At 44.6% G+C, this 24,341-nt stretch carries 24 protein-coding genes; 10 read left to right on the forward strand and 14 right to left on the reverse strand.

Going from position 1 to position 24,341, the window contains the following annotated elements:
- Positions 1–2: 2 nt before the first annotated feature.
- From lon to CSHOW_RS03785, 4 genes are all read left to right on the forward strand, one after another.
- Positions 3–2,429 (forward strand): endopeptidase La, encoded by a 2,427-nt coding sequence (gene lon, locus CSHOW_RS03770; protein WP_002946406.1) that lies wholly within the window; start codon positions 3–5, stop codon positions 2,427–2,429.
- A gap of 561 nt (positions 2,430–2,990) precedes the next feature.
- Positions 2,991–3,329, forward strand: coding sequence for a hypothetical protein (locus CSHOW_RS03775; protein WP_039895024.1), 339 nt, complete (start codon positions 2,991–2,993; stop codon positions 3,327–3,329).
- Between the two features lie 563 nt (positions 3,330–3,892).
- Positions 3,893–4,318: a hypothetical protein gene (locus tag CSHOW_RS03780; protein WP_039895027.1), complete on the forward strand. Its 426-nt coding sequence runs from the start codon at positions 3,893–3,895 to the stop codon at positions 4,316–4,318.
- 116 nt (positions 4,319–4,434) lie between these two features.
- Positions 4,435–4,788 carry a LysM peptidoglycan-binding domain-containing protein gene (locus CSHOW_RS03785; RefSeq protein WP_157753464.1) on the forward strand — a complete coding sequence of 118 codons (354 nt, stop codon included), beginning with the start codon at positions 4,435–4,437 and terminating at the stop codon, positions 4,786–4,788.
- Positions 4,789–5,024: 236 nt separating this feature from the next.
- On the opposite strand, the gene rpsR is transcribed toward CSHOW_RS03785, so the two are convergent.
- The 6 genes from rpsR to CSHOW_RS03815 all read right to left on the reverse strand — a co-directional run bounded on the left by rpsR (position 5,025) and on the right by CSHOW_RS03815 (position 10,081).
- Positions 5,025–5,285, reverse strand: a complete 261-nt coding sequence (rpsR, locus tag CSHOW_RS03790) for a 30S ribosomal protein S18 (RefSeq protein ID WP_002946417.1) — start codon at positions 5,283–5,285, stop codon at positions 5,025–5,027.
- Between the two features lie 14 nt (positions 5,286–5,299).
- A complete protein-coding gene (locus CSHOW_RS03795) occupies positions 5,300–5,881 on the reverse strand; it encodes a single-stranded DNA-binding protein (protein WP_002946418.1) in 582 nt (193 codons plus the stop codon).
- 9 nt (positions 5,882–5,890) lie between these two features.
- Positions 5,891–6,277 carry a 30S ribosomal protein S6 gene (gene rpsF, locus CSHOW_RS03800; protein WP_002946419.1) on the reverse strand — a complete coding sequence of 129 codons (387 nt, stop codon included), beginning with the start codon at positions 6,275–6,277 and terminating at the stop codon, positions 5,891–5,893.
- A gap of 90 nt (positions 6,278–6,367) precedes the next feature.
- Positions 6,368–7,354 carry a DNA polymerase III subunit delta gene (holA, locus tag CSHOW_RS03805; RefSeq protein WP_002946423.1) on the reverse strand — a complete coding sequence of 329 codons (987 nt, stop codon included), beginning with the start codon at positions 7,352–7,354 and terminating at the stop codon, positions 6,368–6,370.
- Complete coding sequence (locus CSHOW_RS03810; protein ID WP_002946424.1) at positions 7,347–9,266, reverse strand: RNB domain-containing ribonuclease; 1,920 nt, start codon at positions 9,264–9,266, stop codon at positions 7,347–7,349. The genes holA and CSHOW_RS03810 overlap by 8 nt, the downstream gene beginning before the upstream one ends.
- On the reverse strand, positions 9,263–10,081 hold the full coding sequence (locus CSHOW_RS03815) for an HDOD domain-containing protein (protein ID WP_002946426.1): 819 nt from the start codon (positions 10,079–10,081) through the stop codon (positions 9,263–9,265). The genes CSHOW_RS03810 and CSHOW_RS03815 overlap by 4 nt, the downstream gene beginning before the upstream one ends.
- A gap of 136 nt (positions 10,082–10,217) precedes the next feature.
- Between CSHOW_RS03815 and ilvC the strand changes: the two genes are divergently transcribed.
- From ilvC to ruvX, 4 genes are all read left to right on the forward strand, one after another.
- Positions 10,218–11,240, forward strand: a complete 1,023-nt coding sequence (gene ilvC, locus CSHOW_RS03820; protein WP_002946427.1) for a ketol-acid reductoisomerase — start codon at positions 10,218–10,220, stop codon at positions 11,238–11,240.
- The gene (locus tag CSHOW_RS03825) at positions 11,241–12,878 is read left to right on the forward strand and encodes a divergent polysaccharide deacetylase family protein (protein WP_002946429.1); all 1,638 of its coding nucleotides are present in this window, start codon (positions 11,241–11,243) and stop codon (positions 12,876–12,878) included.
- Complete coding sequence (gene dprA, locus CSHOW_RS03830) at positions 12,875–13,642, forward strand: DNA-processing protein DprA (protein ID WP_002946430.1); 768 nt, start codon at positions 12,875–12,877, stop codon at positions 13,640–13,642. Before CSHOW_RS03825 ends, dprA begins: the two co-directional genes overlap by 4 nt.
- 206 nt (positions 13,643–13,848) lie before the next feature.
- Positions 13,849–14,223 carry a Holliday junction resolvase RuvX gene (gene ruvX / locus CSHOW_RS03835; protein WP_002946432.1) on the forward strand — a complete coding sequence of 125 codons (375 nt, stop codon included), beginning with the start codon at positions 13,849–13,851 and terminating at the stop codon, positions 14,221–14,223.
- A 265-nt stretch (positions 14,224–14,488) separates the two neighbouring features.
- On the opposite strand, the gene CSHOW_RS03840 is transcribed toward ruvX, so the two are convergent.
- From CSHOW_RS03840 to hemW, 7 genes are all read right to left on the reverse strand, one after another.
- Positions 14,489–15,088, reverse strand: coding sequence for an alpha/beta hydrolase family protein (locus tag CSHOW_RS03840; protein ID WP_002946433.1), 600 nt, complete (start codon positions 15,086–15,088; stop codon positions 14,489–14,491).
- A gap of 49 nt (positions 15,089–15,137) precedes the next feature.
- Positions 15,138–15,566 carry a VOC family protein gene (locus tag CSHOW_RS03845; protein ID WP_002946434.1) on the reverse strand — a complete coding sequence of 143 codons (429 nt, stop codon included), beginning with the start codon at positions 15,564–15,566 and terminating at the stop codon, positions 15,138–15,140.
- Positions 15,567–15,692: 126 nt separating this feature from the next.
- Positions 15,693–16,646: a hypothetical protein gene (locus CSHOW_RS03850; RefSeq protein WP_232501985.1), complete on the reverse strand. Its 954-nt coding sequence runs from the start codon at positions 16,644–16,646 to the stop codon at positions 15,693–15,695.
- A 71-nt stretch (positions 16,647–16,717) separates the two neighbouring features.
- The gene (gene queA, locus CSHOW_RS03855; RefSeq protein WP_002946436.1) at positions 16,718–17,746 is read right to left on the reverse strand and encodes a tRNA preQ1(34) S-adenosylmethionine ribosyltransferase-isomerase QueA; all 1,029 of its coding nucleotides are present in this window, start codon (positions 17,744–17,746) and stop codon (positions 16,718–16,720) included.
- Positions 17,747–17,771: 25 nt separating this feature from the next.
- Positions 17,772–18,527: a twin-arginine translocase subunit TatC gene (gene tatC / locus CSHOW_RS03860; RefSeq protein ID WP_002946438.1), complete on the reverse strand. Its 756-nt coding sequence runs from the start codon at positions 18,525–18,527 to the stop codon at positions 17,772–17,774.
- A complete protein-coding gene (gene tatB, locus CSHOW_RS03865) occupies positions 18,527–18,931 on the reverse strand; it encodes a Sec-independent protein translocase protein TatB (RefSeq protein ID WP_002946440.1) in 405 nt (134 codons plus the stop codon). The genes tatC and tatB overlap by 1 nt, the downstream gene beginning before the upstream one ends.
- A gap of 65 nt (positions 18,932–18,996) precedes the next feature.
- Positions 18,997–20,049, reverse strand: a complete 1,053-nt coding sequence (gene hemW, locus CSHOW_RS03870) for a radical SAM family heme chaperone HemW (protein ID WP_002946441.1) — start codon at positions 20,047–20,049, stop codon at positions 18,997–18,999.
- Between the two features lie 334 nt (positions 20,050–20,383).
- Here hemW and CSHOW_RS03875 point away from each other — a divergent pair, with 334 nt between their 5' ends.
- Entirely contained in the window at positions 20,384–21,031 is a 648-nt protein-coding gene (locus CSHOW_RS03875; RefSeq protein ID WP_157753465.1) for a hypothetical protein, read from the forward strand.
- Between the two features lie 275 nt (positions 21,032–21,306).
- Here CSHOW_RS03875 and CSHOW_RS03880 read toward each other — a convergent pair whose 3' ends face one another.
- Positions 21,307–22,257, reverse strand: coding sequence for a helix-turn-helix transcriptional regulator (locus CSHOW_RS03880; protein ID WP_002946446.1), 951 nt, complete (start codon positions 22,255–22,257; stop codon positions 21,307–21,309).
- A gap of 114 nt (positions 22,258–22,371) precedes the next feature.
- Here CSHOW_RS03880 and CSHOW_RS03885 point away from each other — a divergent pair, with 114 nt between their 5' ends.
- Complete coding sequence (locus CSHOW_RS03885) at positions 22,372–24,333, forward strand: TonB-dependent receptor domain-containing protein (RefSeq protein ID WP_002946447.1); 1,962 nt, start codon at positions 22,372–22,374, stop codon at positions 24,331–24,333.
- Positions 24,334–24,341: the final 8 nt, after the last annotated feature.

A 24,341-nucleotide genomic window follows, 5' to 3' on the forward strand; every position in this document is an offset into this window, starting at 1 on the left:
ATTTGCAAATTTACGAATCAAAAATGTTCCCCGCCCAGCTACCCGTTATCGTCGAGGACGAGCTATTTTTATATCCTTTTATGATCACGCCGCTTTTTTTGAGCGACGAGGAAAATATCGAAGCGCTAAATTTAGCCCTCGAGTCGCAAAGCCCAATCCTGGTCGTGCCGACGAAAGCGCAAAATGAAGGCGTACGAGAATTTGACTCCATCTATGACGCCGGCGTCATAGGCACTGTGATGAGGCGAGTGCCGCTACCAGACGGTAGAGTGAAAATTTTATTTCAAGGCACTAGCAAAGGCCGTATAGTCTCAAAAGTATCCTCAAAGCCGCTGCAAGCCATCGTAGACGTACTACATGAAAAAAGACCCGAAAATACCAAAAGCGACGCGCTACTAACCGTGCTTCGCGAAAAGGTGCGAGATCTGGCCGCACTTAGCCACTTTTTTCCGCCCGATCTTTTAAAAACGATAGAGGAGAGTGCCGAGCCTAGCCGCGTTTGCGATCTGATTTTAAGTTCGCTAAGGCTAAAGAAAAAAACGGCGTACGAGTTTTTTATCGAGGAAAATTTGGAGCAAAAGCTACTAAAGCTCATCGACTATGTCATCGAGGAGATCGAGGCAAACAAGCTCCAGCGCGAGATAAAAAACAAAGTCCACTCAAGGATCGATAAGGTAAATAAGGAGTATTTTCTAAAAGAGCAGCTAAAACAGATCCAGCAAGAGCTCGGCTCAGACACGAGCCGCGAAGAGGAGATCGAGGAGTACCGCAAAAAACTAGAAGCTAAGAAAAAATTTATGGGAGAGGACGCGTATAAGGAGATAAAAAAACAGATCGACAAGCTGGCTCGCATGCATCCGGACTCCGCCGACGCCAACACGACGCAAAGCTACCTCGACTGGGTCGTGGAGGTGCCGTTTGAAAACCTGGCCAACAAAAAGCTAAGCGTGCAAGAGGTCGCAAAGCAGCTAAACGCCGATCACTACGGGCTTGAGAGGCCAAAAGATAGGATAGAGGAGTACTTTGCTCTGCGCGAGCTTTTGCAGCTACGAGGCATCGCGGGTAAGGTAAATAACGGCGCGATACTATGCTTTGCGGGACCTCCGGGCGTCGGTAAAACGAGCCTGGCAAACTCTATCGCAAAGGCGCTAAAGCGCGAGCTGGTACGCGTGGCTTTGGGCGGCCTTGAGGACGTAAACGAGTTGCGCGGACATCGCCGCACCTACATAGGCGCAATGCCCGGTCGTATCGTGCAAGGGCTGATAGAGGCAAAACAGATGAATCCCGTCATCGTGCTAGACGAGATCGACAAGGTCGGCAGGAGCTTTCGCGGAGATCCGACTGCGGTACTGCTGGAGATCCTAGACCCTGAGCAAAATAACAAATTTAGAGATTATTATTTAAATTTTAATATCGACCTTAGCAAGGTCGTTTTTGTTGCGACGGCAAACGATGTGAGCGCCATACCACCAGCACTTCGCGATAGGATGGAGTTTATCGAGCTTAGCTCATACACCCCGCAGGAAAAATTTGAGATCGCTAAAAAATATCTAATCCCCCAAGAGCTAAAAAAACACGGCCTAAAGCCCGGCGAAGTGACTCTAGGCAAAGACGTGCTAAGCCTCATCATATCAGACTACACGCGAGAAAGCGGTGTGCGAAATCTACGCCGCCGACTGGCCGATATCTTTAGAAAGGCGGCAAAAAGGCTACTGGGGGGCGAGGCGCAAAAGATAACCGTAACGACTAAAAATTTGAGCGAATTTTTAGAAAAGAAGGTTTATGAGATCGAGCATGCCGACAAAAAGCCCCAGATCGGCCAGGTAAACGGGCTAGCGTGGACGAGCGTGGGCGGCGACGTGCTAAAGATCGAAGCTATCCGCATACAGGGTAAAGGCGGTCTGCAGATCACCGGGTCATTGGGTGACGTGATGAAGGAGAGCGCATATATCGCATTTAGCCTCGTTAAAGTGCTGATCGACGCTAAAAAGATAAAAGTGCCTGCTAAAATCATCCCGAGCCTGCCGGACGACGTCAAAGATGGCGTAAAAAAAGAGCCTAGCGCTAGCGAAGTGTATCGCCGTTATGACTTGCACATTCACGTGCCAGAGGGCGCCACGCCAAAAGACGGACCGAGTGCAGGTATCACGATGGTGACGGCGATCGCCTCGATCCTAACGGATACCAAAGTGCGAAGCGACGTGGCGATGACGGGCGAGATCACGCTCAGCGGCCGCGTGCTACCTATCGGCGGGCTAAAAGAAAAGCTCATCGCCGCGCATAAGGCCGGCATCAAAACCGCTCTGATACCGCGCAAAAACTATGAGCGCGATCTAGGCGACATACCGCAAGACGTCAAAAACGATATGCAAATCATCCCCGTGGACGTCATCGAAGACGTGCTGAAAAATGCGTTCGTCACAAAATAACTACTAAATTTGATTAAATTTAGCCTCGGTAGTGGGGCTAAATTTCTACTTTAATATCATCAATTTACGATTAAAATTTCATTTATGATCAAGAAAATTTAAAATTTTTGTATAGCACAAACGCCATGATTTTACCGATATTCTTAAAAGTAGCGAGCATGGCGCAACAGAGTTTGCATTCAGCAATCTTAAAGACAGAAAAAGACTATATAGCGTTTTACTAAAATCGACAAGACGCTTTACAAACAATAGAACGAAATCGCCGCTAAAATTTACTTAAGTTTTATTGAGCGTGCGTATTTCTTAGTATTTGCTGTTTGCACGGGGATATAGGCTTGATTTAGCTGCGTTTGTCTCTTTGTTTGCTAGCATGGTTTGAAGCTTGGAAGATGGGATGGAAGGGTTAGTGGATTGTAGGGATTTAGCAAGGGAGGGGAAAGATACTGATTTGGCGGGTAGAGAGACGCCAAAAAAGTAAACGATAAAAAACAAAAAAGATATCTTTCGCAAAATCTACTTCCCTAACTATACTGAAATTTACGGCTAAATTTAATCACAATAATGTGGTTTAAAGCAGGCGGGGGTAAAATATGGGAACTTGAATTTGGGTGGGGTGAGATGGAAAAAGATGATAACGAGTTTATGGATTTGCCTGAAAATATTAAGCTTGATGAGGATGAGTACATCATCTGCCGATATAAAGGAAATCACGTCAAAGAGCACTTTGTTAGGTTTTTATTTGCCTTGCTTTGCATTGTAACATTTTTATATACATTGTTTTTTGGGCAAAATTTTGAGCAACAAAGCGCATTTGTAAAAGCATGTATTATTTTTTTGCATTTTACTGGTATATCTTTTTATAACCAATTGGATTCACAAAGGTCTATATTTAACAAATAAACATTTGATATCCTTTAATGGAAATAAATTTGACTTAGATTCCATATACATACTTGACACAAGCGCTCGTCAAAATAAAGAATTTTGCGTATGCAACGGATGGAAAAATATCCTGGAAATTAAATGTTTAGAAGATGATATTAAACTAGATATATTTATATTTTCTTTAGTTGATATATCTGGAAATAAAAGTATTTTTAGATTTGGTCCAAAGGAGCTAAGAGCTAAAGCCGTAATCGATAATTCGGTTAGATTTAAATTAATATAAGGAGACAATAATGCTAAGCAGCAAGGATAGTAACAAAACAAAAAGTTTTACAGAAGAAGATATTAGAAGAGTTCCTGGTGTGTTTTTGATACATCTAGTGCGCTGATTCAAACTTTAAATAAAGGAGATGAATTTGCAAAAAATGGGACCACTTTTATTGCAAAAGTAGGATTTGTTACTGGGTTGGTAGCTGATTTAACAATAAATATATCTAAAAATAAAGATGGTAGTATAGTTTATACGATCGCTTCAACAACCACAAAAGATGCTATAAAATTATTGGGCAACTACGACTTTGGCACCTGCAATTGTTGCTGGAGCAACATTGTTTTTGGGAACTGGTGTAATGGCAACAGGATTGGCAGTAGTTGGAACAACAAGCTTATTTATAGTTGTATCATATGGCACAGATTATCTATTAAATAATTTAGAAGAAATTATTAATCAATTTATTGATCATTATACCAATAAAGAAATTGAACTCTACACTCCTACCATCTACGGCAAAATAACCAAAGAGGAATTTATTCTCAAAGAAGTGGAAAGCAGCAATGGAAATTTTTGCAAAAAAGTATTTCCTTGGTACGCAAGATGCATCCAAACTAGGGATTTAAGCAAAGTAGATATCAGCACGGTTTCAAATTCTGATTTTATCCAAAGAATTACGCTCGAAAAAAAACAAAAATGCACTTGCTATAAAAACAGCCTCCGAGGTAGGTAGCATAAAACAAGCTACCGAGATATTTGAGATCATAAACACTATGCCTAACATCACCCGTAACCCTCAACTCCCACACATACAACATAAGAAACCTTTCAAATTTAGAGATAAGAAATGTGATCGATAAGATACCTCCCGTATCATTCCTGCTTTCCGACATATTAATAAGAACGGGTGAAGAGCTGGATCTGGGAAGCAAGGGAATGTACAAAGTAAAAAGCGGAGATACTCTATCAACCATAGCTCAAAGAAACGGTATGGTTACTAAAGAGCTGCTAAAGCTAAACACTTGGCTGGCAGATGAAGGTAGAGTAAAATTCCTAAAAAACAATATATTGGTAGAATCAAACATACTGGAACTAAACGAGATAGATCATCTCCTAACAGGCGATAGAAATGCCGAAAATATACTCATAGACGCAAACGGAGGAGATGGTATCATGGTGGGAGCCAATAAAAAGATATACTAAAAGACGGCAATAGTTTGGACGCAACAATGGTAAATACACAAAAAGAGTTCTATAATTTTTATTAAATAAAATATGAGATATTGGGGCAGTAATGTAAGTTGTAGTTAAAAATTAACTTAAACCTAGTTGGGTATATTTTAAATATGATTTGTACTTTTTTCTTGTTAAGCTTAGAAAAGTGGTGTAAGGGGGTGGAAATAAAATTTAAAAATTAAGCCCTAAAAAGGGCTTAAAAATTATAGTCCCTCAAAAGGATTGGTTACTACGTCGTCGCGATCGACTACGTAAGGTATCAAAGCTGCTTGGCGAGCGCGTTTGATAGCCTTTTCGACCATCTCTTGGTATTTTTTAGAAGTGCCAGTTAGGCGTCTTGGCATGATTTTAAATCTCTCCGACAAGCAGTACTTCAAAAGCGAAGTGTCCTTGTAGTCGATAAAATCTATCTTTGCCTCTGTAAATTTGCAGTATTTGCGTGAATATTTTCTTTTTTCAGCCATCGTTTTTTCCTTAATTAAAATGGTATCGTTTCGTCGCCGTCATCGTATTTGTCGGCATCTATATCTATTTCTCGGACGTTATCGCCATAGTATTCGTCTTTTGGCTGTTGCTTTTGTTGCTGCGGTTTATTCAAATTTTGCCTTTGTGCGCCGCCTTGAGCGTAGCTATTTTGCTGATTTTGTCCGCCTTGATAGCCGCCGCCGTAGCCGTTATTTTGGTAACCGCCTTGCTGATAGCCTTGATTACTATTTTGATTGTATCCGCCTTGCTGTTGTCCTCCGCCTAGCATCTCCATATTTTCCACGCTGATCGTGTGTTTGCTTCTATTTTGTCCGTTGTTGTCCGTCCATTGGTCGAATTTTAAGCGACCCTCGACTAGAAGCTTTGAACCTTTGGAAAGATATTGGTTTGCTATTTCCGCTTGTTTTCCGAAAAATGTTATATCAATAAAGCACGTTTCTTCGCGTTTTTCGCCGTTTACATTAAATTTTCTCGTTACGGCGATGGCGCTGTTGCCTATGGCTGCGCCCGCAGTCGTATATCTAAGCTCGATATCTCTTGTCAAATTTCCTACCAAAACGACTCTATTAAACATTTTTTGTCCTTATTCTTGCGCTGTCGGAGCTTCTTCTGCTTTGACTTTCGGTTCTTTTTTGTTTAGTTTGATACCCTTGCTCATCTTTTCCCAAGCGGCGATCTCTTTTTTGTTTTCAAATTTGACCGTTAAGAATTTGATGATATCTTCGGTGATTCTGATGATACGCTCGACTTCGGCGATAGCTTGGGTCGGAGCCTCGAAATACACGACGAAATAAGTTCCGCGCTCATATTTTTTTACGGTATAGGCTAATTTTCTAGTACCCATAGACTGCACAGACGCGATATTTGCGCCGTTTTTGGTTAGGATTTCTTTAACGAAATCAACTTTTGCGCTTACTTCTTCTTCCGTCAAAGTAGGCTTCAAAATGAATAAAAGCTCGTAATGCTTCATTGATTCTCCTTGTGGGTATTAAGCTCGTTTGCGCGGTTGCAAACGGGCAAGGAAGTCTTTCGACAAGAGCTGATTTTATCTTTTTTTTACTTAATATTTGCTGTTTTTGCCGATAAGATTTTGTAGGCCCAGCACGCAGGAGAGTAGAAAAGTTTTTTTATCGAGGGCAGAATTTGTCTTTAGCTCAAATTCCGCCAAATTTAGCGCGGTAAATATTTCTTTATACGCTTTTAAATTTACCGCCAGACACTGTCTTTTTAGTTCGTTTGCGACGTTTGGCGGCGGCGCATAGCCGAGCGTTTCTTTGATGTCAAATTGTCCCGTTATTTTGATACCTGCATGCAGTTTAAAGAGTCTAAAAAACGCGCGGTAAAGCGAGTTTATAAACAAAATTTCATTAAAATTTCCATCGTCCGCGCATGAGAAAAAATCGGCCCTGATATCTTTTAGCGCTATAAATTTGTCGAAAAAATCGTCAAAACTCACGCTTGATAGCGAAAAAACCAAGCTTCTTACGATATTTTCGTTTACGGGCTCATTTAGAGAGGCTAGTTTGTTTAGCTCGCTTGCGGCTAGATATAAATTTTCGTTATGTATGCGGTAGAGTTCAAAAAGTGCGTTTTTCGTGATATTTAGGTTCATTTTTACGGCTTGTCTGCCGAGTAAATTTACGGCCTCTTCGGGCGAGCCCGGTTTAAAAAATCTCGCAAAATTTACTCCGAAAGCCTTTTGCGTATCAAAAACGGCTTTGGAGTCGGGCTCAAAAAGCTCGAAAACGAATGCGCCACCGTTTTTGCAAACCTCTATCAGAATTTTTAGCTCTTTTGTGGGGATTTTTTTATTGCTTTTTACGTGCAAAAGCGGGCTGTCGCCAAATAGCGAAGGCTCGCAAAGATGCGAGCGCGCAGCCTCAAAATCGTACTCGTCGTAGTAAAGACTCAAAATTTCAAAATCTTTAAATTTGGCTAAAATTTCCTTCGCAAAAAGCTCGATTTGGTATTCGTCCGCACCGTAAAGCAAGAAATAATTTGGAAATTTGGCCGAATTTAGCGCGGCCTCTAGCTCTTTTCTATACATCGATTTTCTTTACGACCTTACCGAAAATTTCGGCCGTTGCGATATTTGCGTCCGTGATTTCGACGATGACTTTTTGCAGTAAATTTACGCTGTACGCGCCCAAAAATATCCTAGCGCCTTTTATCTCGTCGTCAAGCCTAGCTATCGCGACGTTTTGATTTTCGCTGATATAGGCGTTAAAGCGCTGTCCGATGCGCTCTTTTGCCCAGCGCGCGAATTTTCTATCCATAAAGTCAAATGCTACCCTGTCGGCTTCGCGTTCGAGTTCGCTTAAATTTGAGCAAGTCGCTTCGATATTTAAAAGCAGGTAGTTGAAAAATTTCTCGTCGTTGCGCAGTTTGGCCTTTAAAAGGCGGTGTAGCGTGAGGTCGGAGTAGCGGCGGATCGGGCTCGTAAAGTGCGTGTATCGCTCAAATCCCAGTCCGAAGTGGCCTAAATTTTGTGCGCCGTATTCGGCCTTTTTTTGCGATTTTATGATGAGCTTATCTATCTCCTCGCGGTTGCCTACGGCATCGGCCTGCGCTTGGATTTTACGAACCAAATTTGCGATATCGCTCTCATAAACGAAGTCAAAGCCCAGAGCTCCGAGGTCTTCGAGTAAAATTTGTATTTTTCGCAGATCTGGCGAGCCGTGATTTCTAAAAACGCCTTTGCCGATGCGTTTTGCCGCCGCGACGTTGGCTAGCAGCATGCAGTCTTCGACTAGTCTGTGCGAGTCGGTATCGGTCTCAAATCTCGTAGAGGCAAGCCCGCCGCCCTCATCAAGGCTCATGCGAAGCTCCTGCGTCCTAAAGTCAAATGCATTTTTTAGGCGTTTTTTGCGTAGGCGCGAGGTAAGCGCGAAAAGCGGCTTTATCCAGCCGGCTTCATCCTTGAGTTCGCCGCGTAAAATTTGATCGACCTCGTCGTAGTTAAAGCGTCTTTGTGAGATGATGATGGCTTCTAAGAGCTCTTCTTTTATAACTTCATCATTTTCGTCAATCGTGATTTTAAAACAAAACGCAAGGCGCGCGGTATTTGGCTTGAGCGAGCAGATGTTTTCGCTCAAATTTCGCGGCAGCATCGGCACGGCTTTGTGCGGAAAATATATAGAAAATCCGCGTGTTTTGGCTTCTGCATCTATCGGAGAGTATGGCGTGACGTATTCGCTCACGTCGGCGATCGCAACGTAAATTTCGCGTTTTTTCTCGTCAAAATATATCGCGTCGTCAAAGTCTTTTGCATCGACGGGATCTATCGTGCAAAATGGCAAATCCCGCAAATCCGCTCGCTGCGGGTACATCGTAGGATCGACCTCGTCGCCCCATGCGATCGCTTCAGCTTCGCACTCTTCGTTAAATTCGTCGTTTTTGTTAAATACGGCGAGCGAAATTTTCTCGTCGCTGAGCGGGTCGTTTATGTTGCCGATGACCTCTACTATTTCGTTATTTAAATTACCGATTTTTAGTAGAGTGCCGGGCGGCAGCATTTTTAGAGATTTTTGGGACGCTTTTAGCGGCGAGCTAAGCGCAGTTTTTACGTTTACGCCAAGGATTACCGAGCCTATTTGCTTGGTGTAGACTACGCTTGTTTCATTGGCTAGTTTTAGCGTCATCACTACTTTAGCGCTTTGACGTTTTTTCTTTAGCGGCAAAAGCTTTGCGAGCACGATATCGCCGTAGTGTGAGGCGTTTAAATTTTTGTTTTCTATTATTATATCTTGCTTAAAGCGTTTATCGTAAGGCGCCAAAAAACCCGTGCCGTTTGCGCTTATATCGAGTTTGCCGCAGACAAAACCATTATTTAGATAGTAGCGATCTTTGTGGTGGTTAACGGCGTTTAAATTTAGTAAATTTCGTAGGATTTCTTTATCGGAGGAGGCGACTTCCTTTTCGCTCACTCCGTCAAGTAGTTTGGTTAAAAATTCTTTCACAAATTAGCTTTAACTTTTGCGACGGCTTCTAGGAATTTATCTTGCGCAAAGCCGTATTCGTCGAGGCACATTAACGTATTTTGCAGATTGTCGTCGTTTAGTTGGTTAAAGATATTGACAGCATTTTTTACGACTTTAAGCGCTTTTGAGTAGCTTTTTATGTGTTCAGGCGCATCGTCCGGGTTGTTTGAATATAAAATCGCGTCGACAAGCTCGGGCTCAAGGTTCCATTGCTCGAAAATTTTAGCGGTCACGGTTTCGTTTGAGATACCAACCATCTCGTTTTCTAGCTCCGATAGATCAAATGGGCTTGATATGCTTTTTAATTTTGCCTTAAATTCATCAGCTTTTCCTGTTTCGTTTAGCTCGTTGGATATAACGATTTTGCCGACTTCTAGCATGAACGAAGCAGGGCTTAAAACTGTAAGCTCGCTAGCGTTGATTTTTGAATACCAGTTATACATCAAAGCATTTTGCATTATAGAAATATTTAAAAAATCTTGACTAGTGATACCGTAAGGATCTAAATTTATCTTAAAGCTTTTTTTGACTGCGCTTGATAGAGCAAAACCGCGTATAGTCGCCATGCCAAATAGCGTAACGGCTCTTGATATCGTAGTAATCTCTCTGCTAAATCCATAAAGGGGAGAGTTTGCCGAGCGCAGTATATTCGCCGTTAGCATCGGGTCTTTTTCGACGATTTGAGATAGTTCGTTGAGCGAGCTATTTTCGTCTGAGCAAACGGTTTGAATTTTTATTATCGTATCGTCAAGTGGTGGAAGAGCTTTTATATGTTTATAAATTGATTCATTCATTTTCTACACTTTGCATCAAGATTTCATGAGTGACAATTCTACACTAAAAGGCTTTTTAAAAAACTTAAATATACGCGTTAAGCTTATTTTAGCGACTAAATAGTATAATCTCGCAAATTTTTTAAAAGGAGAGAATATGGCAGTAAGCATTTACTATGACAAAGATTGCGATTTAAGCTTGATTAGAAGCAAAACCGTGGCAATGATAGGTTTTGGCTCGCAAGGACACGCGCATGCTGAAAATTTGCGCGATAGCGGCGTAAAGGTGATCGTGGGTCTGGCAAAGGGCGGTAAAAGTTGGGCAAAAGCCGAAGCAAAGGGCTTTGAGGTAAAAACAGTAGCCGAAGCGGCAAAGGCTGCAAACGTCATAATGATATTGACTCCGGACGAGCTTCAAGCTGAAATTTTTGAAAGAGATATAAAGCCAAATTTAAACGAAGGCGACGCGATAGCCTTTGGACACGGTTTTAACGTGCATTTCGGACAGATCAAAGCTCCTGAAGGCATCGATGTCATCATGATCGCTCCAAAAGCACCTGGCCATACCGTAAGAAGCGAATTTGTACGAGGCGGCGGCATCCCTGATCTAATCGCCGTAGAGCAAAACGCAAGCGGAAAGGCCAAAGAACTAGCTCTAAGCTATGCTAGCGCGATCGGCGGCGGTAGAACGGGCATCATTGAGACTACCTTTAAAGACGAGACCGAGACCGATCTTTTTGGCGAGCAGGCTGTACTTTGCGGCGGACTTTGCGCACTGGTAAACGCGGGCTTTGAGACGTTGGTAGATGCTGGATATGAGCCTGAGATGGCGTATTTTGAGTGCTTGCACGAGCTAAAACTAATCGTCGATCTAATGTATCAAGGCGGCATGGCCGATATGCGCTACTCTATCTCAAACACCGCAGAATACGGCGACTACGTGAGCGGTCCGCGCGTCATCGGCGAAGATAGCAAAAAAGCGATGAAAGAAATCCTAAAAGAGATCCAAAACGGTAAATTTGCAAAAGACTTCATCCTCGAGCGCAAGGCCGGATACGTACGCATGAACGCAGAGCGCGGCATCGCCGAAAGAAGCCTGTTAAATCAAACTGGCAAAAAACTACGCTCCATGATGCCTTGGATAAGTGCGGGCAAACTCATCGATCAAAGCAAAAATTAATTGAACTCGAAACCTAGAAAAAAAGCCGCGAAAAGGCGCTCCAAAAAGGGGCGCTCGCGCGGCGGCCTAAAGCTACTACTTTCCGCTTTTCTCATCGCCTGTATCTTGCTTGTCGGGGCGTTTTATCTGCTGGACGTCAGAGTAAAAGTTAAGAGCGACAACGCGCTAATCGCTAAAATCGAGCAGTATTTCGGCAATAAAAGCGAGCCCGAGCAAAAGCAAAATTTAAGCCACAAGCCAAGTCTTTCGGCCTCAAGCGACTCCGAAAAAGTCACCATAAAAGACGCGCAAGCCGCATCGGGCGTGCGCTCAAGAGCAAATTTGACCGATATAAAGGCACTTTTTGACGAGGCGGAAGCTAAAGGTAAAGTAAAAATCGGCGGCGAAAAAGCTAGAGCTGAAGAAAAAAACTATCAAAATTTGCCAAACGAGCAGACTAAATTTAATAAAGACGAGCAGAATGCGCAGAGTATAAAGGATAAAATCTCGCTTGAGGGCGGAAATTTGGCCTCCCGCGATACCTCCGAGCTGGACGGCGCAAACGCCAAAAAGGTCGGCGAGCTAAATTCGTCAAATTTAAGCTCTAAAAACGAGCCCGCCAAATCCGCACAAAATAGCGGCGATAGCGTCAAATTTGACGGCTCGCAATCGCCTCAGCGAACGCATATTTTTGCAAATTCAGAGGCTGTGATCTTTGATGATACGCCTATGCCGCAAGCTCAAAATAACCCCCTCGAGCAGGCGTTAAAAAAAGAAAAAATCCATATCGAATTTAGCGACGTAAAAAGTGTCACAAACGATCAGGCGGGGCAGGTCGAAGTAGAATTTGACGCCGAAAATGCGACGCAGATTGCTGAGAAAAACGAGCAAGAAAAGAGCGAAAAAGAAAAGTCTAAAAAGGACGAAAAGGCCAAATTTGCAGACACAAAAAAGACGGATAAAAAAAGCGCAACCGAGACAAACGAGGTAAAGGCCGCCGTAAAAGCTGGCTACAAACCGCGCCTAGTCATCATCATCGACGACGTGGCGTACAAGCACCAAGCAGACGCGATAAAAGCGGTAAATCTAAAGCTCACGCCGTCATTTTTCCCAGCTACTTCCGCCCACCCCGAGACGCCTGTTTTGGCGCGGCGCTTTAGCTTTTATATGATTCACCTGCCCATGCAGGCTTTAGGCGGCTTTAAGGGTGCTGAGATCGGCACTCTCACGGTCGACGACGACTATGAAAAGATCGCTAAAAAACTGCAAAGTATCAAGCGAGACTTTCCGAATCTAAAATACATCAACAACCACACGGGTAGCCGATTTACAAGCGATGCGGCCGCGATGGATAGAATGATGCGGGCGGTGCGGGACGAAAATTTGATATTTGTCGATAGTAAGACGACCTCGCCGACTAAGGTCTACGGCGCAGCGAAAAAATACTCGATGCCATACATCGCGCGCGACGTGTTTTTGGATCACGACGGATCAAAAGCGGCCGTGCGAAAGCAGCTAAAATACGCCGTCAAGCTAGCCAAAAATCGCTCATACGCCATCGCGATCGGCCACCCGCACAAAAATACGCTCGAAGTCCTGCAAGAAAGCGCCAAACTCCTGCAAGAGGTCGAGGTCGTCTATCTAAAGGATCTTTTTTGAACGTCTTAACCGAGCTTCCACGCGGCCTTTTGCGTCTTAAAAAGCCGCCGGCAAAGCTATATTTTGAGGGAAATTTAGCCCTGCTTGAGCGACCGATGGTCTCGATCGTGGGCTCGAGAAAGGCCAGCGCCTATACCAAGCAGTGCGTAGAGGCGCTGGCTAGGACGCTGGCAAACAGCGGCGTTTGCGTGGTTAGCGGAGCGGCCATCGGCGTGGATATCGCCGCGCACAAGGGGGCTTTTCCGCATACCATCGCGGTTTTTGGCAACGGACTAAACAAAATCTACCCGCCAAGCAACGCCAAAATCATCAAAGAGATATATCAAAACGCGCTGGCTCTGAGCGAATACGCCCCCGATGAGCCGCCACTTGCTTATAGATTTTTGGAGCGAAACCGCATCGCAGTCGCGCTCTCGCAGGCTCTAGTCGTGGCGCAGGCTGACGCTAAAAGCGGCTCGATGCAAAGCGCTCGCATGGCAAAAGAGCTTGGCGTGCCGATATTTACGCTACCTCAGCGCCTAGGCGAGAGTGAGGGGACAAACGAGCTAGTAGCTAGCGGTGCGGCAAATTTGATAAACGATTTTGACGAATTTGCGCTTCATTTCGGTGGGAAACCCGCACCTGCGAAAGAGGATGAGGTGATAAAATTTTGCAAAAACGGCGCGAGTCTCGATGCGGCCTTAGCAAAATTCGGCGATAAAATTTACGAATACGAACTAGAAGGTAAGCTGCGAATATCTGGGCTTACGGTATTTGCTGGGTAAAATTTAGCGACTTTTGAGCTCAAATTTGCTCCGCGCGAGTTTTGATAAAACGGCGATAAAATTTGAAGCAAAATTTAGTAGCTTGACGGCGGTAAATTCGTTTTGGCGACGTATGATTTTGTAAATTTGACGGAGCGTGGCTATCAAATTTGAGCTTGTCCGCCGTCAAATTTATCGCTAAATTTGAGAAAATTTAAAGGACGAAAATGAGCATAATGGCCATCGACGTAGGGCTAAAACGTATCGGCGTGGCGCTAGCCGTCGGGCAAACCGTGATGCCGCAAACGCCCGTGCTGCGCAAAAATCGCAATCAAGCTGCGCGTGACGTTAGCACTGTTTTACGAGAATACGGAGCAAAAAAGCTAGTCGTGGGCGTGCCGCTTGGGGGATCTAGCGAGGACGAGATGCGGCGGCGGATCGCGCACTTCGTGTCGCTGCTGGAATTTGACGGCGAAGTGGTCTATCAGGACGAGGCGATGAGTAGCTTTGAGGCGAGCGAAATTTACGCCGAAGGCAGGCGCGACGGACGCCTGGATAGCATCGCGGCGATGATTGTTTTAAAGCGGTATTTGGGGCTTTGAGGCGGTTTGCAAAATTTGGCGCGCGGTAAAACGGCGGTAAATTTGAGTTTTGCGCCTTGGTTACGCCCAGGCCGTCTCGGCTGATCGTTGCCTCGTATAGAGTGAGTAAAATTTGAGTCAAATTTACGGCTCGGCGCTAAATTTAGCCGAGATTTTGCATAAAAATTAAAAACGACTTGAGCGGCGGATTTGCGAGTCAAATTTGATCATATGGACTGGGCGAGCTATGACTCGGAGTCAAATTTTATCCAAAAGCCAGCCGCTATCAGCTATAGCTCCGCAGCCAATCATCTAAAAAACGCATTTGCTCTGCCGTGTGAAACCAGTGTTCGCCGTTTTTCATAACGGTAAGCGTTACTTGGGCTTGGTTTGCAAACTCGCAAATTGTTTCAAAAGAGGTTAGATCGTCCTTTTCGCCGTATAAAATATGCGTCGGCACCGTCCAGCAGATAGGATGCTCTCTAGCGTAGCAAAGATATTTCCACGAAAGTTTTTCTCCAGACCCCGTGTCCAGCTCGCCCCTATCTCGCAGCTTATCCTCGCTCACGCGCGCCTGCGACATCATTTTTTCGATCAATTTTTGCATATTTACGATCGGCGAAATAAAATACGCCTTTTTTATCCCCATGCCCTGTAAGGCATGCATGGCAAAAAACGCTCCGATACTGTTTGCGACGATTGTCACGGATCTGCGGTTTTTAAGGATGTGCTCAAAAAACGGCACAAATTCCTCTTTCGCATCCCACGGCGTGCGAGCCTCATAATCAAATCCTAGCACGTCGCTATCTGCAAAAAGCGGTTGATAATGAGCCGCTTCTTGCGCGCTTCCGCCTTTACCGTGTATATACACGACTATATTTTTCATGATTTTTCCTTTTTGCTGCCGCTAAAATTTAGCTTTGCAGCCGTTTGCTCTAAAATTTGAGTAGCCCGTCCTCGTCAAATTTAAAACCAGGCCCCCAAGCCACCTCCCAGTAGTATCCGTCCGGATCGGCAAAATACGCGTGGTATCCACCCCAAAACGCAACTTGGGGCTCCTTGACGATGATGCCGCTCGCCTTTTTTACTAGCTCTATGACGCTAGCTACGTCCTCTTTGTTTTTTACGTTATACGCTAGCGTGATGCCGCCAAATCCGCTGCCTCTGGGTGGATCGTTTTCGCTGATATCTCGCGCCAGCGCGTCCAAGGGATAGAGCTCAAATTTGGTTCTGGGCGTATTAAAAAAGCATACCGGCGGGTCGTCGTCTTTACAATCCGTCTTAAATCCCAGGCTGTCTCTGTAAAATTTTAGCGCCCTTTGCATGCTTCGCACGCCTAGACAAATGCAGGTTATTTTATTCATTTTAGCCTCCGTTATTTGGGCTTATTATATCATTTTGAGGTAGCGGTTTTGGGTCAAATTTGAGCTTATCAAACGAAGCAGGGCAGTTGGGCGAGCTTTAAAAAATGCGGGTAAAATTTCAAAAAGCTAAATTTTATCCCCGTTTTGCGTCTCAAATTCGTAAGCTTCGTTTAAGATACGCACGAGAGTGTCGGAGAGATAGGGTTGAACTAGCGTCCAGACGCGGATTTTCGGGTTTAAATTTATCGCCGCGTTCGTGGTTTTTAGCACGACTAGCGCGATCTTTTTTTCTATCAAAAGCGTAGATAGAGCGTCATCTATCTCGCGCAGCAAGCTCTCCTCGATAAAAACGGCGTTTGGGCGAAATATCATATCCTCTATGTGGCGTTTTACGATGCTCCACTCGTTGCTCGGCTTCACGTCGATACCGATAAATTCGAGATCTTTTTTGATGATATTAAATGAGTGCGGGTTGGGCTCTGCGATGAGGGCGCTAAAATTTTTGGGATTTTTTATCTTAAAGCTTTTCATGAGATCGAGCTTATCGCCGCAAAGACGCAGCGAAATCTCGGTGCTAGCGCGCACGCCGTGATCAAACTCAAATCTGATGCTCGAGCCGTTTTGCTCGGCCAGCGCCATTGCCGTTTCGTAAAATTTACGGCTTTGTGCGTTCATATTTACGCGAGGCGTGCTTTTGACCGTAAAAAAATCGTGATCGCAGTGGACGCTAAGTGTAAATTTGATGTTGTTTTTGTAGTAGTTCGAGAGCAAAAATTTGATCGTAACGGTCGAGTTTGAGACGTTTAAAAGGAAAATTTGAGCCATCGCGTCGATGAGCTTTGCAAGAGCGGCGATATCTGCGTAAAATAGCCTAGGATAGGCGATATCGTAGTCTAGCAAGACGTAGTTCGTGTTTTTTTGCGCGTCCTCGTTTAGCGAGGAGGCTAAAAACAGCAAACCGCCCGCGATATCGACTTTTGGCAGCGTGTTTGTCTTGCTGGATTCGCCGATCTCGCTCGCGCCGTTTTTTTGCATAGTTTCTTTTTTTATCACGCCGTTTGACCTTTTAAATTTATCCATAAAATAGCAACCGCCCAAAACCGCTATATAAAACGCGGCAAAAATCAGAAAAATATACGCGAAACTCACGGCTATACAACCAGCATCGCGTCGCCGTAGGAGTAAAATTTGTACTTTTGCTCCACGGCGGTTTTGTAAATCCGCATAGTCTGCCTAAGCCCGACGAAACTCGTAACGAGCATGATTAGCGTTGATTTTGGCAGGTGAAAATTCGTCAGCAGGTAGTTTTGGCGGATGGGTTTGTTGTTTAAATTTAAAAACAGCCTGCACTCGCCGCTAGATTTGCCGCTTCTAGCAAACTCCTCTACGCAGCGCGTTACCGTCGTGCCCACGCCCAGGATCGGTCTGTTTGAGCGGATCAAATTTTGCGTATCTTGCGGGATATCGTAAAACTCCGCGTGCATCTTGTGTTGCGTGATGTCCTCGCTCTCCACGCCCTTAAACGTCCCTGCGCCCACGTGCAGCGTGAGGTAGGCTATCTCGCGGTCTTTGGCTAGGCGCGCAATCATCTCGTCGCTAAAGTGCAAGCTCGCCGTCGGAGCCGCCACCGCGCCCTCGTTTTTGGCAAACACGCTTTGATACCAGCTCTCGTCGTCTTTGGTGTCGCTTCGTTTGATGTAGGGCGGCAGAGGCACGTGGCCGATGTGAGATAGGATTTTATAAAGCGCGGCCGTGTCCAAAAGTTCGCCGTTTTGGCTAAATTTGACCGTGCGCGAGCCGTCCTCAAAGAGCTCGCAGACCTCGGCGGTCAAATTTTCGCCAAAATTTAAAATGCTGCCCGCGCGAACCTTGCCTTTTATATAGACGCTAAATTTAGCGTCCGCAAGCGGAGAGTTTAGCAAAAGCTCCGTCTCGCCGCCGCTATCTTTTTTGCCGAAAATTCGAGCCTTTACCACCTTGGTATCGTTAAAAATAATATCGCAAGGCGGTAAAATTTTTGGCAAATCGCCGAATTTTAGATGAGAGATTTTTTCGCTAGCTCGCTCGTAGACTAGTAGTCTAGCGTTCTCTTTGGGAAAGGTCGGGAAATTTGCGATTAGCTCCGGCGGTAGGTCGTAGTCGTAGGCGTCAAGCGAGTTTGGATTTAAAATTCGACTCATTTGGCTAGCCTACTTTGTTTCATGACTATTCGTCCTCTTTTTCTTCGTCGGTTTCCTGCTCGGGTTCTTCGTCTTTAGCCGGATTTACGCGGGCGGCTATAAAGATAGAAAGCCCGTAAAGACCGATGAGAGGCACCGCCATCAAAAACTGGCTGAGGATATCCGGAGGCGTCATGATCGCGGCAAATATAAAAATCACGACGATAGCGTAGCGGAAGGAGTTTTTGAGCATCTTATCATCGACTAGGCCGAGTTTGGCGAGGAAAAAGGTGATAACCGGAAGCTCAAACGCGATGCCAAATGCAATCACCAGTTTCGTAAAAAAGCCGACGTAGCCGCCGATATTTAGCATCGCGGAAAAGAGCTGCTGGCCGAAATTTATAAGGAAAGCAAATCCGATAGGAACGACGACGTAGTAGCAAAACGCAGCGCCAACTAAAAACATAAAAGTGGCCGAAATAACAAACGGGATTACGTACTTTTTCTCGTTTTCGTAAAGTCCCGGCGCTACAAACAGCCAAAACTGCCAAAAAATAATCGGTAGCGAAAGCAAAAAACCCGTAAAAAACGCCACCTTCATCGCTACGAAAAATGGCTCTTGCACCTCGAGAAAGACCATTTTTTGGTTATCGGGCAGGGTGTTTTGCAGTGGCGCGATGATAAAGTCTAAAATTTGATTCCAAAAGCTAAAGCACACTACAAACATCACGATCACGGTCATGACGCTGATGAAAAGCCTTTTTCTAAGTTCTACTAAATGCGGTTTTAGCTCTTCAAACATTACGCCTCTTTTTTCTCGTTATCGCCTAGAACGGCGTTTTTGACCGCTTCGCCCGGGTTTTTGACCGCTTCGACGCTCTTTTTTACGTCGTTTAGGCCGTCCGTGATGCCGCTAGTGACGTCGTTTACGCCTTTTTTGAGCTCGTCAAGCTCCTCGAAGGTGAGCTTTTTTCGCACGGTTTCAGTGGTTTTTGCGATACTTTCTTTGTACTTTTTCGCGTCCTCTTTGAGTTCTTGGATTTTTATCTCTTGATCGAAGCTGCTTTTTGCGTCATTGACCGTTTTTTTAACGGTTTTAAAAAATTTCGCTATCTCGACCATCGCGCTAGGAAGCTTATCGGGCCCCAAAAATAATACCGCGATGACGGCTATGACGATGATCTCGGGTAAGCTCATGCCAAACATTTTTTTATCCTAAATTTTATTTTAAAGCGCTCATTTTATCGTTTTTTATCTCAAATTTGCATAAATCAGCCCGCGATAAATAAAGAAATTTCATCCGCGGTCAGGAAATTTTTGGCGTAATATCGCCCGTTTTTAAATTTTAATTTCCCGCTATTTTTTAGCAGTCGCGCTCTTTGCTCTTGCTCGGCGTTTAGGCTATTTTGCCAGATACCGACGATGCTTCTGGCGCCTAAAAATATCCGCTCTAAATTTAGCTCGTCCGCGCTTAAATTTTCTATTTTTTTAGCGTGCGGATTTTTGACGTAGGCGTTTAAATTTGAAGCGTTATAAAAGCGATGATCGCGCCAAAATCCGACTGCGTAAGCACCGATGGCAAGGTAGTTTTTGCCCTGCCAGTAGCCAAGATTATGCCTGCAAATTTGACCGAAATTTGAGATTTCGTACTGTTTTAGGCCGACCTCCTCGATGCGGTCTATCATAAATTTAGCAAGCCTCGGGCTATCTTTTGCGTAGCTTATTTTGCCGGCAAAGGGGGTATTTTCTTCAAGCGTTAGCGAATACGCCGATACGTGCGAAACGCCTAGATTTCGGATGTTTTGCGCCTCTTGCTCGAGGCGTTTTTTGGTATCTAGCTTCGTACCGTAGATGAGATCTACGTTGATATTTTCTAGCCCCGCGGTTTTGGCGCTTATGATGGCTTCATAGATCTGTCTTGCGTCGTGGATGCGACCGAGAAATTTGAGTTTATCTTCAAAAAAGCTCTGAGCGCCGAAGCTTACGCGATTTACGCCGTATGATTTCATCTGCGAGAGCCACGCTAGGCTCGCCGAGTTTGGATTTGCCTCCGCCGTGATCTCGGCGTCTTTTGCTAGATATGGCGCGACCGCCTCAAATAGTCGCTCGTAGTAGCTCCCGTCCACGGCGCTTGGCGTCCCTCCGCCGATAAAAAGCGTCTCGATCTCGCCGTTTTTTACGTCAAATTTTAAAATTTGCCCCCTAAAATCCGCAATCATCGCGTCAAAATACGCGCTAGTTAAATTTCGTTTGCCCACTACCGAGCCAAAGGCGCAGTATGGACATTTGCTCTCGCAAAAAGGGATGTGGACGTAAAGAAGCATTTTGACCTTTGTTTTTGCCGTATTTTAGCAGATTTTGCGGCTTTATCGCGCGGCGTTTGATATTTTGCTTTTGTGCAAGCTTGCGTGCCGGTTTACGTTAAATTTGAGCGCATCTATATCTGTTTTTCGTAATTTTTCTAGCGTAAATTTTGATAAAATATCTAAAATCCGTTCAAAAAGGAAAAAGATGAAATTTTTATTTATATTGTTTTGTATTTTAAGTCTGCTTTTTGGTGAAGAACGGGAAAGATTGGGTAAGGAGCTTAATGGGCTTTTGGGGTTAGATTGGAGGTGGAGCGGTTCGTGCGAAAATGAGATACTCTTAAGAGCTAAAATGACCGAGTTTTTAAAATTAGGCGGCGATTACGCACTTAAATTTTTGCAAAATACTAAAGGCGAAAAACCGCATATTGCGGTATCTGATGACGGTAAATTTCGCGCATATTCGGTATTTACCGGCGGAGGAAGCATGGCGTCTTTTTATAATGTCTATCAGTTTGCAGATGGAAAGCGTAACTACGTTGCGGATTTTTTTGACGAGTATATGAAAGAGTGCGACAGGGGAGGCGAGTGCGCATGTTTAAGCTGGTTTAGTCTAGGCGCACCTTATGCAAATAAAATCTACAAAGTCAAGGATGGTTTATATCTAGTCTATAGTATCGCTACTGCTTCTTCCAAACTAGCCGAAGGCGTCGTTAAAGCATTTCGCATTGAAACGGATGGTATAAAACAAGCTAAAATTTTTGTTTATGACGACGGCAGTATCAAATCTTATTACGGAGTAGGTTTTGATTATTTTTCAGTCGTAGACGGTAGCGACGACATCCAAGAAAAATGGTATAACGATAAAGTTATCGTCTACAAAAACGGCGTTTTAAAGGTGCTAAAGGCCGTTTACGCAGACAAATACCCGGACGGCAAGCTTACTAGCCAATATGAAAGCTTTAAATTTGACGGAGAGAAGTTTTTAATCAAACAATAGGAGCGCTAAGCCGCGTAAATTTTATAATTTTTGTCATTTGGTTGCTCTGCGATTTATCAAAAATTTAAACGTATTTTATATTTGCTAAATTTGCTATTTTGTTGCAAAAGAACTCTATCATAATCGTATTAAAATCGATAAGATAGAATCTGTTTAAGTTTCGTTGAGCCTTAAAATATTTTATTGCTTGTCAAATTTACGCGGTTTATTGTGATGATTACCTTTAGATTTGTCCTTAGCTTTGCTATCTCCAAAGCCCCGCAAGAGCGTTAAATTTACGTATAAAATTTCTTTTGTTTTAAAATTTGCGTTGGCAAAATGCCGAATTTTTCTCTAAAAATCTTTGCAAAGTGCGGAGCGCTGGCGTATCCGACGATTTTTGCTGCTTCGCTCACGCCGATATCCCCGCGCTCTAAAAGTTTTTTTGCCGCGTTTAGCCGCTCGGTCGCTAGCAGCCCGTAGATCGTATCGCCAAAGTAGCTTTTAAAGCCCGTTTTTAGCTTAAATTCATTCGTCGCGCACGCTCTGGCTAGCTCTTTTATGCTGGGCGGATTTTGGACGTCGCTTAGTAAAATTTGCCTTGCTTTATTTAAAATTTTTACGTATTCGTCGCTAAAATCGCGCTTTTTTTCATCAGCTTCGGGCGTTCTAGGCGCGCCTAAGCTTTTGTGGATTAGCTCTAAAATTTTAGCTTCCATAAATATTTCGCGCATCTTACCCTCAAACTCACTCGCAGCTAAAAGCTCCCGTAAAATCAGGCTTTGGGCTAAATTTATCTTAGCCGTTTGGATGCAGATTTCGTTTTCTTCGCCTAGATTTTTAAATGCCGCTAGCTCGCGGGCCAGCTCGTTTTTTAGTACGATACATCGTCCCGTATAGTTATTGCTCTGATACTCACAGATACCCTCAAATCCGCTATCCACGCGCCCCATCCAAAACTCTCCGGCCTTTAGGCAAAAAGTTTTTTTACCCGCTTTAAGTCCGGCGTCCGCTCTTGCGTCGTTAAAGAGCAAAAAGCAGTAGCCGGCGCTCCTTTCAAGCCGTCTTTTTACGCTTTTGTTGCAGATTATTTCGCTTCTGCAGTAGCTTGCGCCGCTTACGCCTTTAAAAAACTCGACCTTGCATTTTCTATCTTGCTCTTGCCACGCGCTTTGTCCGTAGCGCACCGAATTTTGCGCGATTTCTTGTTCGTTTGCTCGTAAAATATCTTTAAATTCGACTTTCATTTGCTTTTATCCTTTTAGCGTTGATAAAAATCCCTCTACCGTTTGCCTAAGTATTGATAATAATTATCTGATTATAGTAAAATAGGGTTTAAATCTAAATTAAGGAGTTTAAAGATGAAAAGTATGCCTAAAATTTCTATGCTAGCTTGCCTAGCACTATCTTGCGCGCAGGCGGCAGACGAAGTGAAACTAAACGAAGTTACCGTAACTAGCGCGACGGGTTTTGAGCAAAATATCAAAGACGCGCCCGCTTCCGTTTCGGTAATCTCGCAAAAAGAGATAGCCAGGCGCAATCATCAAGATATAGAAAGTGTCGTAAAAGACGCTCCGGGCGTTTTCGGCGCGACGCTGGGGGCGGCTAGCAGACGCGGTATCACTATGAGAGGCCTCGGTCAAAAATACACTAAAATTTTAATAGACGGTCGTCCTGCGACAAGCGATAGCGCGTATAGAGGGCTTCGCGCGGTCGGTAGCGCTCAAAATTTCCTCCCGCCGGCAAACACGATCGAGCGTATCGAAATCGTGCGAGGGCCGATGAGCTCGTTATACGGCTCGGATGCGATGGGAGGCGTCATAAACATCATCACCAAGGGCTTTTCAAACGAATTTAGCGGTAACGTAAACGGCTACTACACGCTTGCGGGCAAAAGCGGGATAAATGACGACTATCAGGCGGGATTTTACGCAAACGGCGCAGTGATCCCGGACGTGCTAGGCATCGCGCTTTACGGGCGGTATTTTCATAAATTTGAAGACGAGCGAGTCTTTACGAACCGCAAAAACGAGGACGTAAATTTCGGCGCGAAAATCATGTATAACGCCACCGAAAACGACGAAATAGCGCTTGATTTGCGCCGCGTAGTAAATAAATACGAGCGCACCGAAGGCAAGACGCTAAGAAGGGCTACCGGTGATAATACGAGCGTTGCGTTTGAAAAGATGAGCGGATATACCGCCTCGCTCTCGCATACGGGCAAATACGACAAGCTGCTGCTTGAAAGCTTTTTAATGCACGATAATATGAAAGAAAGCGGCCAGCAAGACCTCACGCTAAAAACGACGACGCTAAACACCAAAGGAACGTATTTTTTTGATAACAACACGCTAAGCCTTGGAGCCGAATACAGAAGAGAAAGGCTAAACGAAAAGGCAACGACCGCCGATGCCGCAAACGTAAAAAGGTATGATTTTTCGCTCTACGGCGAGGACGATTTTGACGTAACCGACGCGCTCACGCTAACTGCCGGTCTAAGATACAATCACGACAAAGACTACGGCGGACACGTATCGCCGCGCGGATATGCCGTATATCATCTAAGCGAAAATTTATCGCTAAAAGGCGGCGTATCGGCAGGCTACTCGACGCCTGATATCAAGATGCGAACCGACGGGCTTGCCCTGCCTTTTGCCGGCGGCATGGGAGCGCAGCTGGGTAAAAGCGACCTAAAACCCGAATCCAGCCTAAACTACGAGGCGGGCGTCGCGTACGGGAACGAGAGCCTTAACGTCTCGGCGATGGCGTTTTATACGAGCATAAAAGACGGTCTAGGCACGAAGCCCGTTTGCGTCGCGCGCCCGGGCGTTCCTTGCGTGCATAATGGCAAGACCTATAGGCGCGGCATCTGGGAGAGCGTAAATATCGGCAAAGCCGAAGTAAAAGGCATTGAACTAGCCTCAGACTGGCAGATACTATCAAATTTAGCCCTGCACTCAAGCTACGTTTACACTAGATCAAAGCAAAAATCGGGCGCGTACGAGGGCAAATCTCTAAACAATCTACCCGTACATACCGTAAAAATAGGGCTTGACTACGATATGACGCCTGATCTAAATTTTTGGACGCAGATGAACTATCTAGGCAAAACCAGAGCCGTTTACGGATCGCCGGGAGACGAGGAGATAAAGGATTATACGCTATTTGACGCTGGCGCAAGCTACAAGATAACTAAAAATGCGAGCGTAAATTTTAGCGTTTATAATATCTTTAACGAATACGTAACGACAAAATCGGGACGCTATGAAATTTTGATCGCCGACGGGGTTAAATATAGACTCGGATTTAACGTAAATTTTTAAATTTAGCA

It is taken from the genome of Campylobacter showae, assembly GCF_004803815.1.
Classification (GTDB): domain Bacteria; phylum Campylobacterota; class Campylobacteria; order Campylobacterales; family Campylobacteraceae; genus Campylobacter_A; species Campylobacter_A showae.

Coding starts and splice junctions, on each gene's coding strand:
- CSHOW_RS03775 (WP_039895024.1), top strand. CDS start 2,991: ATGTGGTTTAAAGCAGGCGGGGGTAAAATATGGGAACTTGAATTTGGG.
- rpsR (WP_002946417.1), bottom strand. CDS start 5,285: ATGGCTGAAAAAAGAAAATATTCACGCAAATACTGCAAATTTACAGAG.
- CSHOW_RS03795 (WP_002946418.1), bottom strand. CDS start 5,881: ATGTTTAATAGAGTCGTTTTGGTAGGAAATTTGACAAGAGATATCGAG.
- rpsF (WP_002946419.1), bottom strand. CDS start 6,277: ATGAAGCATTACGAGCTTTTATTCATTTTGAAGCCTACTTTGACGGAA.
- holA (WP_002946423.1), bottom strand. CDS start 7,354: ATGTATAGAAAAGAGCTAGAGGCCGCGCTAAATTCGGCCAAATTTCCA.
- CSHOW_RS03815 (WP_002946426.1), bottom strand. CDS start 10,081: ATGAATGAATCAATTTATAAACATATAAAAGCTCTTCCACCACTTGAC.
- ilvC (WP_002946427.1), top strand. CDS start 10,218: ATGGCAGTAAGCATTTACTATGACAAAGATTGCGATTTAAGCTTGATT.
- ruvX (WP_002946432.1), top strand. CDS start 13,849: ATGAGCATAATGGCCATCGACGTAGGGCTAAAACGTATCGGCGTGGCG.
- CSHOW_RS03840 (WP_002946433.1), bottom strand. CDS start 15,088: ATGAAAAATATAGTCGTGTATATACACGGTAAAGGCGGAAGCGCGCAA.
- CSHOW_RS03845 (WP_002946434.1), bottom strand. CDS start 15,566: ATGAATAAAATAACCTGCATTTGTCTAGGCGTGCGAAGCATGCAAAGG.
- CSHOW_RS03850 (WP_232501985.1), bottom strand. CDS start 16,646: ATGGATAAATTTAAAAGGTCAAACGGCGTGATAAAAAAAGAAACTATG.
- queA (WP_002946436.1), bottom strand. CDS start 17,746: ATGAGTCGAATTTTAAATCCAAACTCGCTTGACGCCTACGACTACGAC.
- tatC (WP_002946438.1), bottom strand. CDS start 18,527: ATGTTTGAAGAGCTAAAACCGCATTTAGTAGAACTTAGAAAAAGGCTT.
- tatB (WP_002946440.1), bottom strand. CDS start 18,931: ATGTTTGGCATGAGCTTACCCGAGATCATCGTCATAGCCGTCATCGCG.
- hemW (WP_002946441.1), bottom strand. CDS start 20,049: ATGCTTCTTTACGTCCACATCCCTTTTTGCGAGAGCAAATGTCCATAC.
- CSHOW_RS03875 (WP_157753465.1), top strand. CDS start 20,384: ATGACCGAGTTTTTAAAATTAGGCGGCGATTACGCACTTAAATTTTTG.
- CSHOW_RS03880 (WP_002946446.1), bottom strand. CDS start 22,257: ATGAAAGTCGAATTTAAAGATATTTTACGAGCAAACGAACAAGAAATC.
- CSHOW_RS03885 (WP_002946447.1), top strand. CDS start 22,372: ATGAAAAGTATGCCTAAAATTTCTATGCTAGCTTGCCTAGCACTATCT.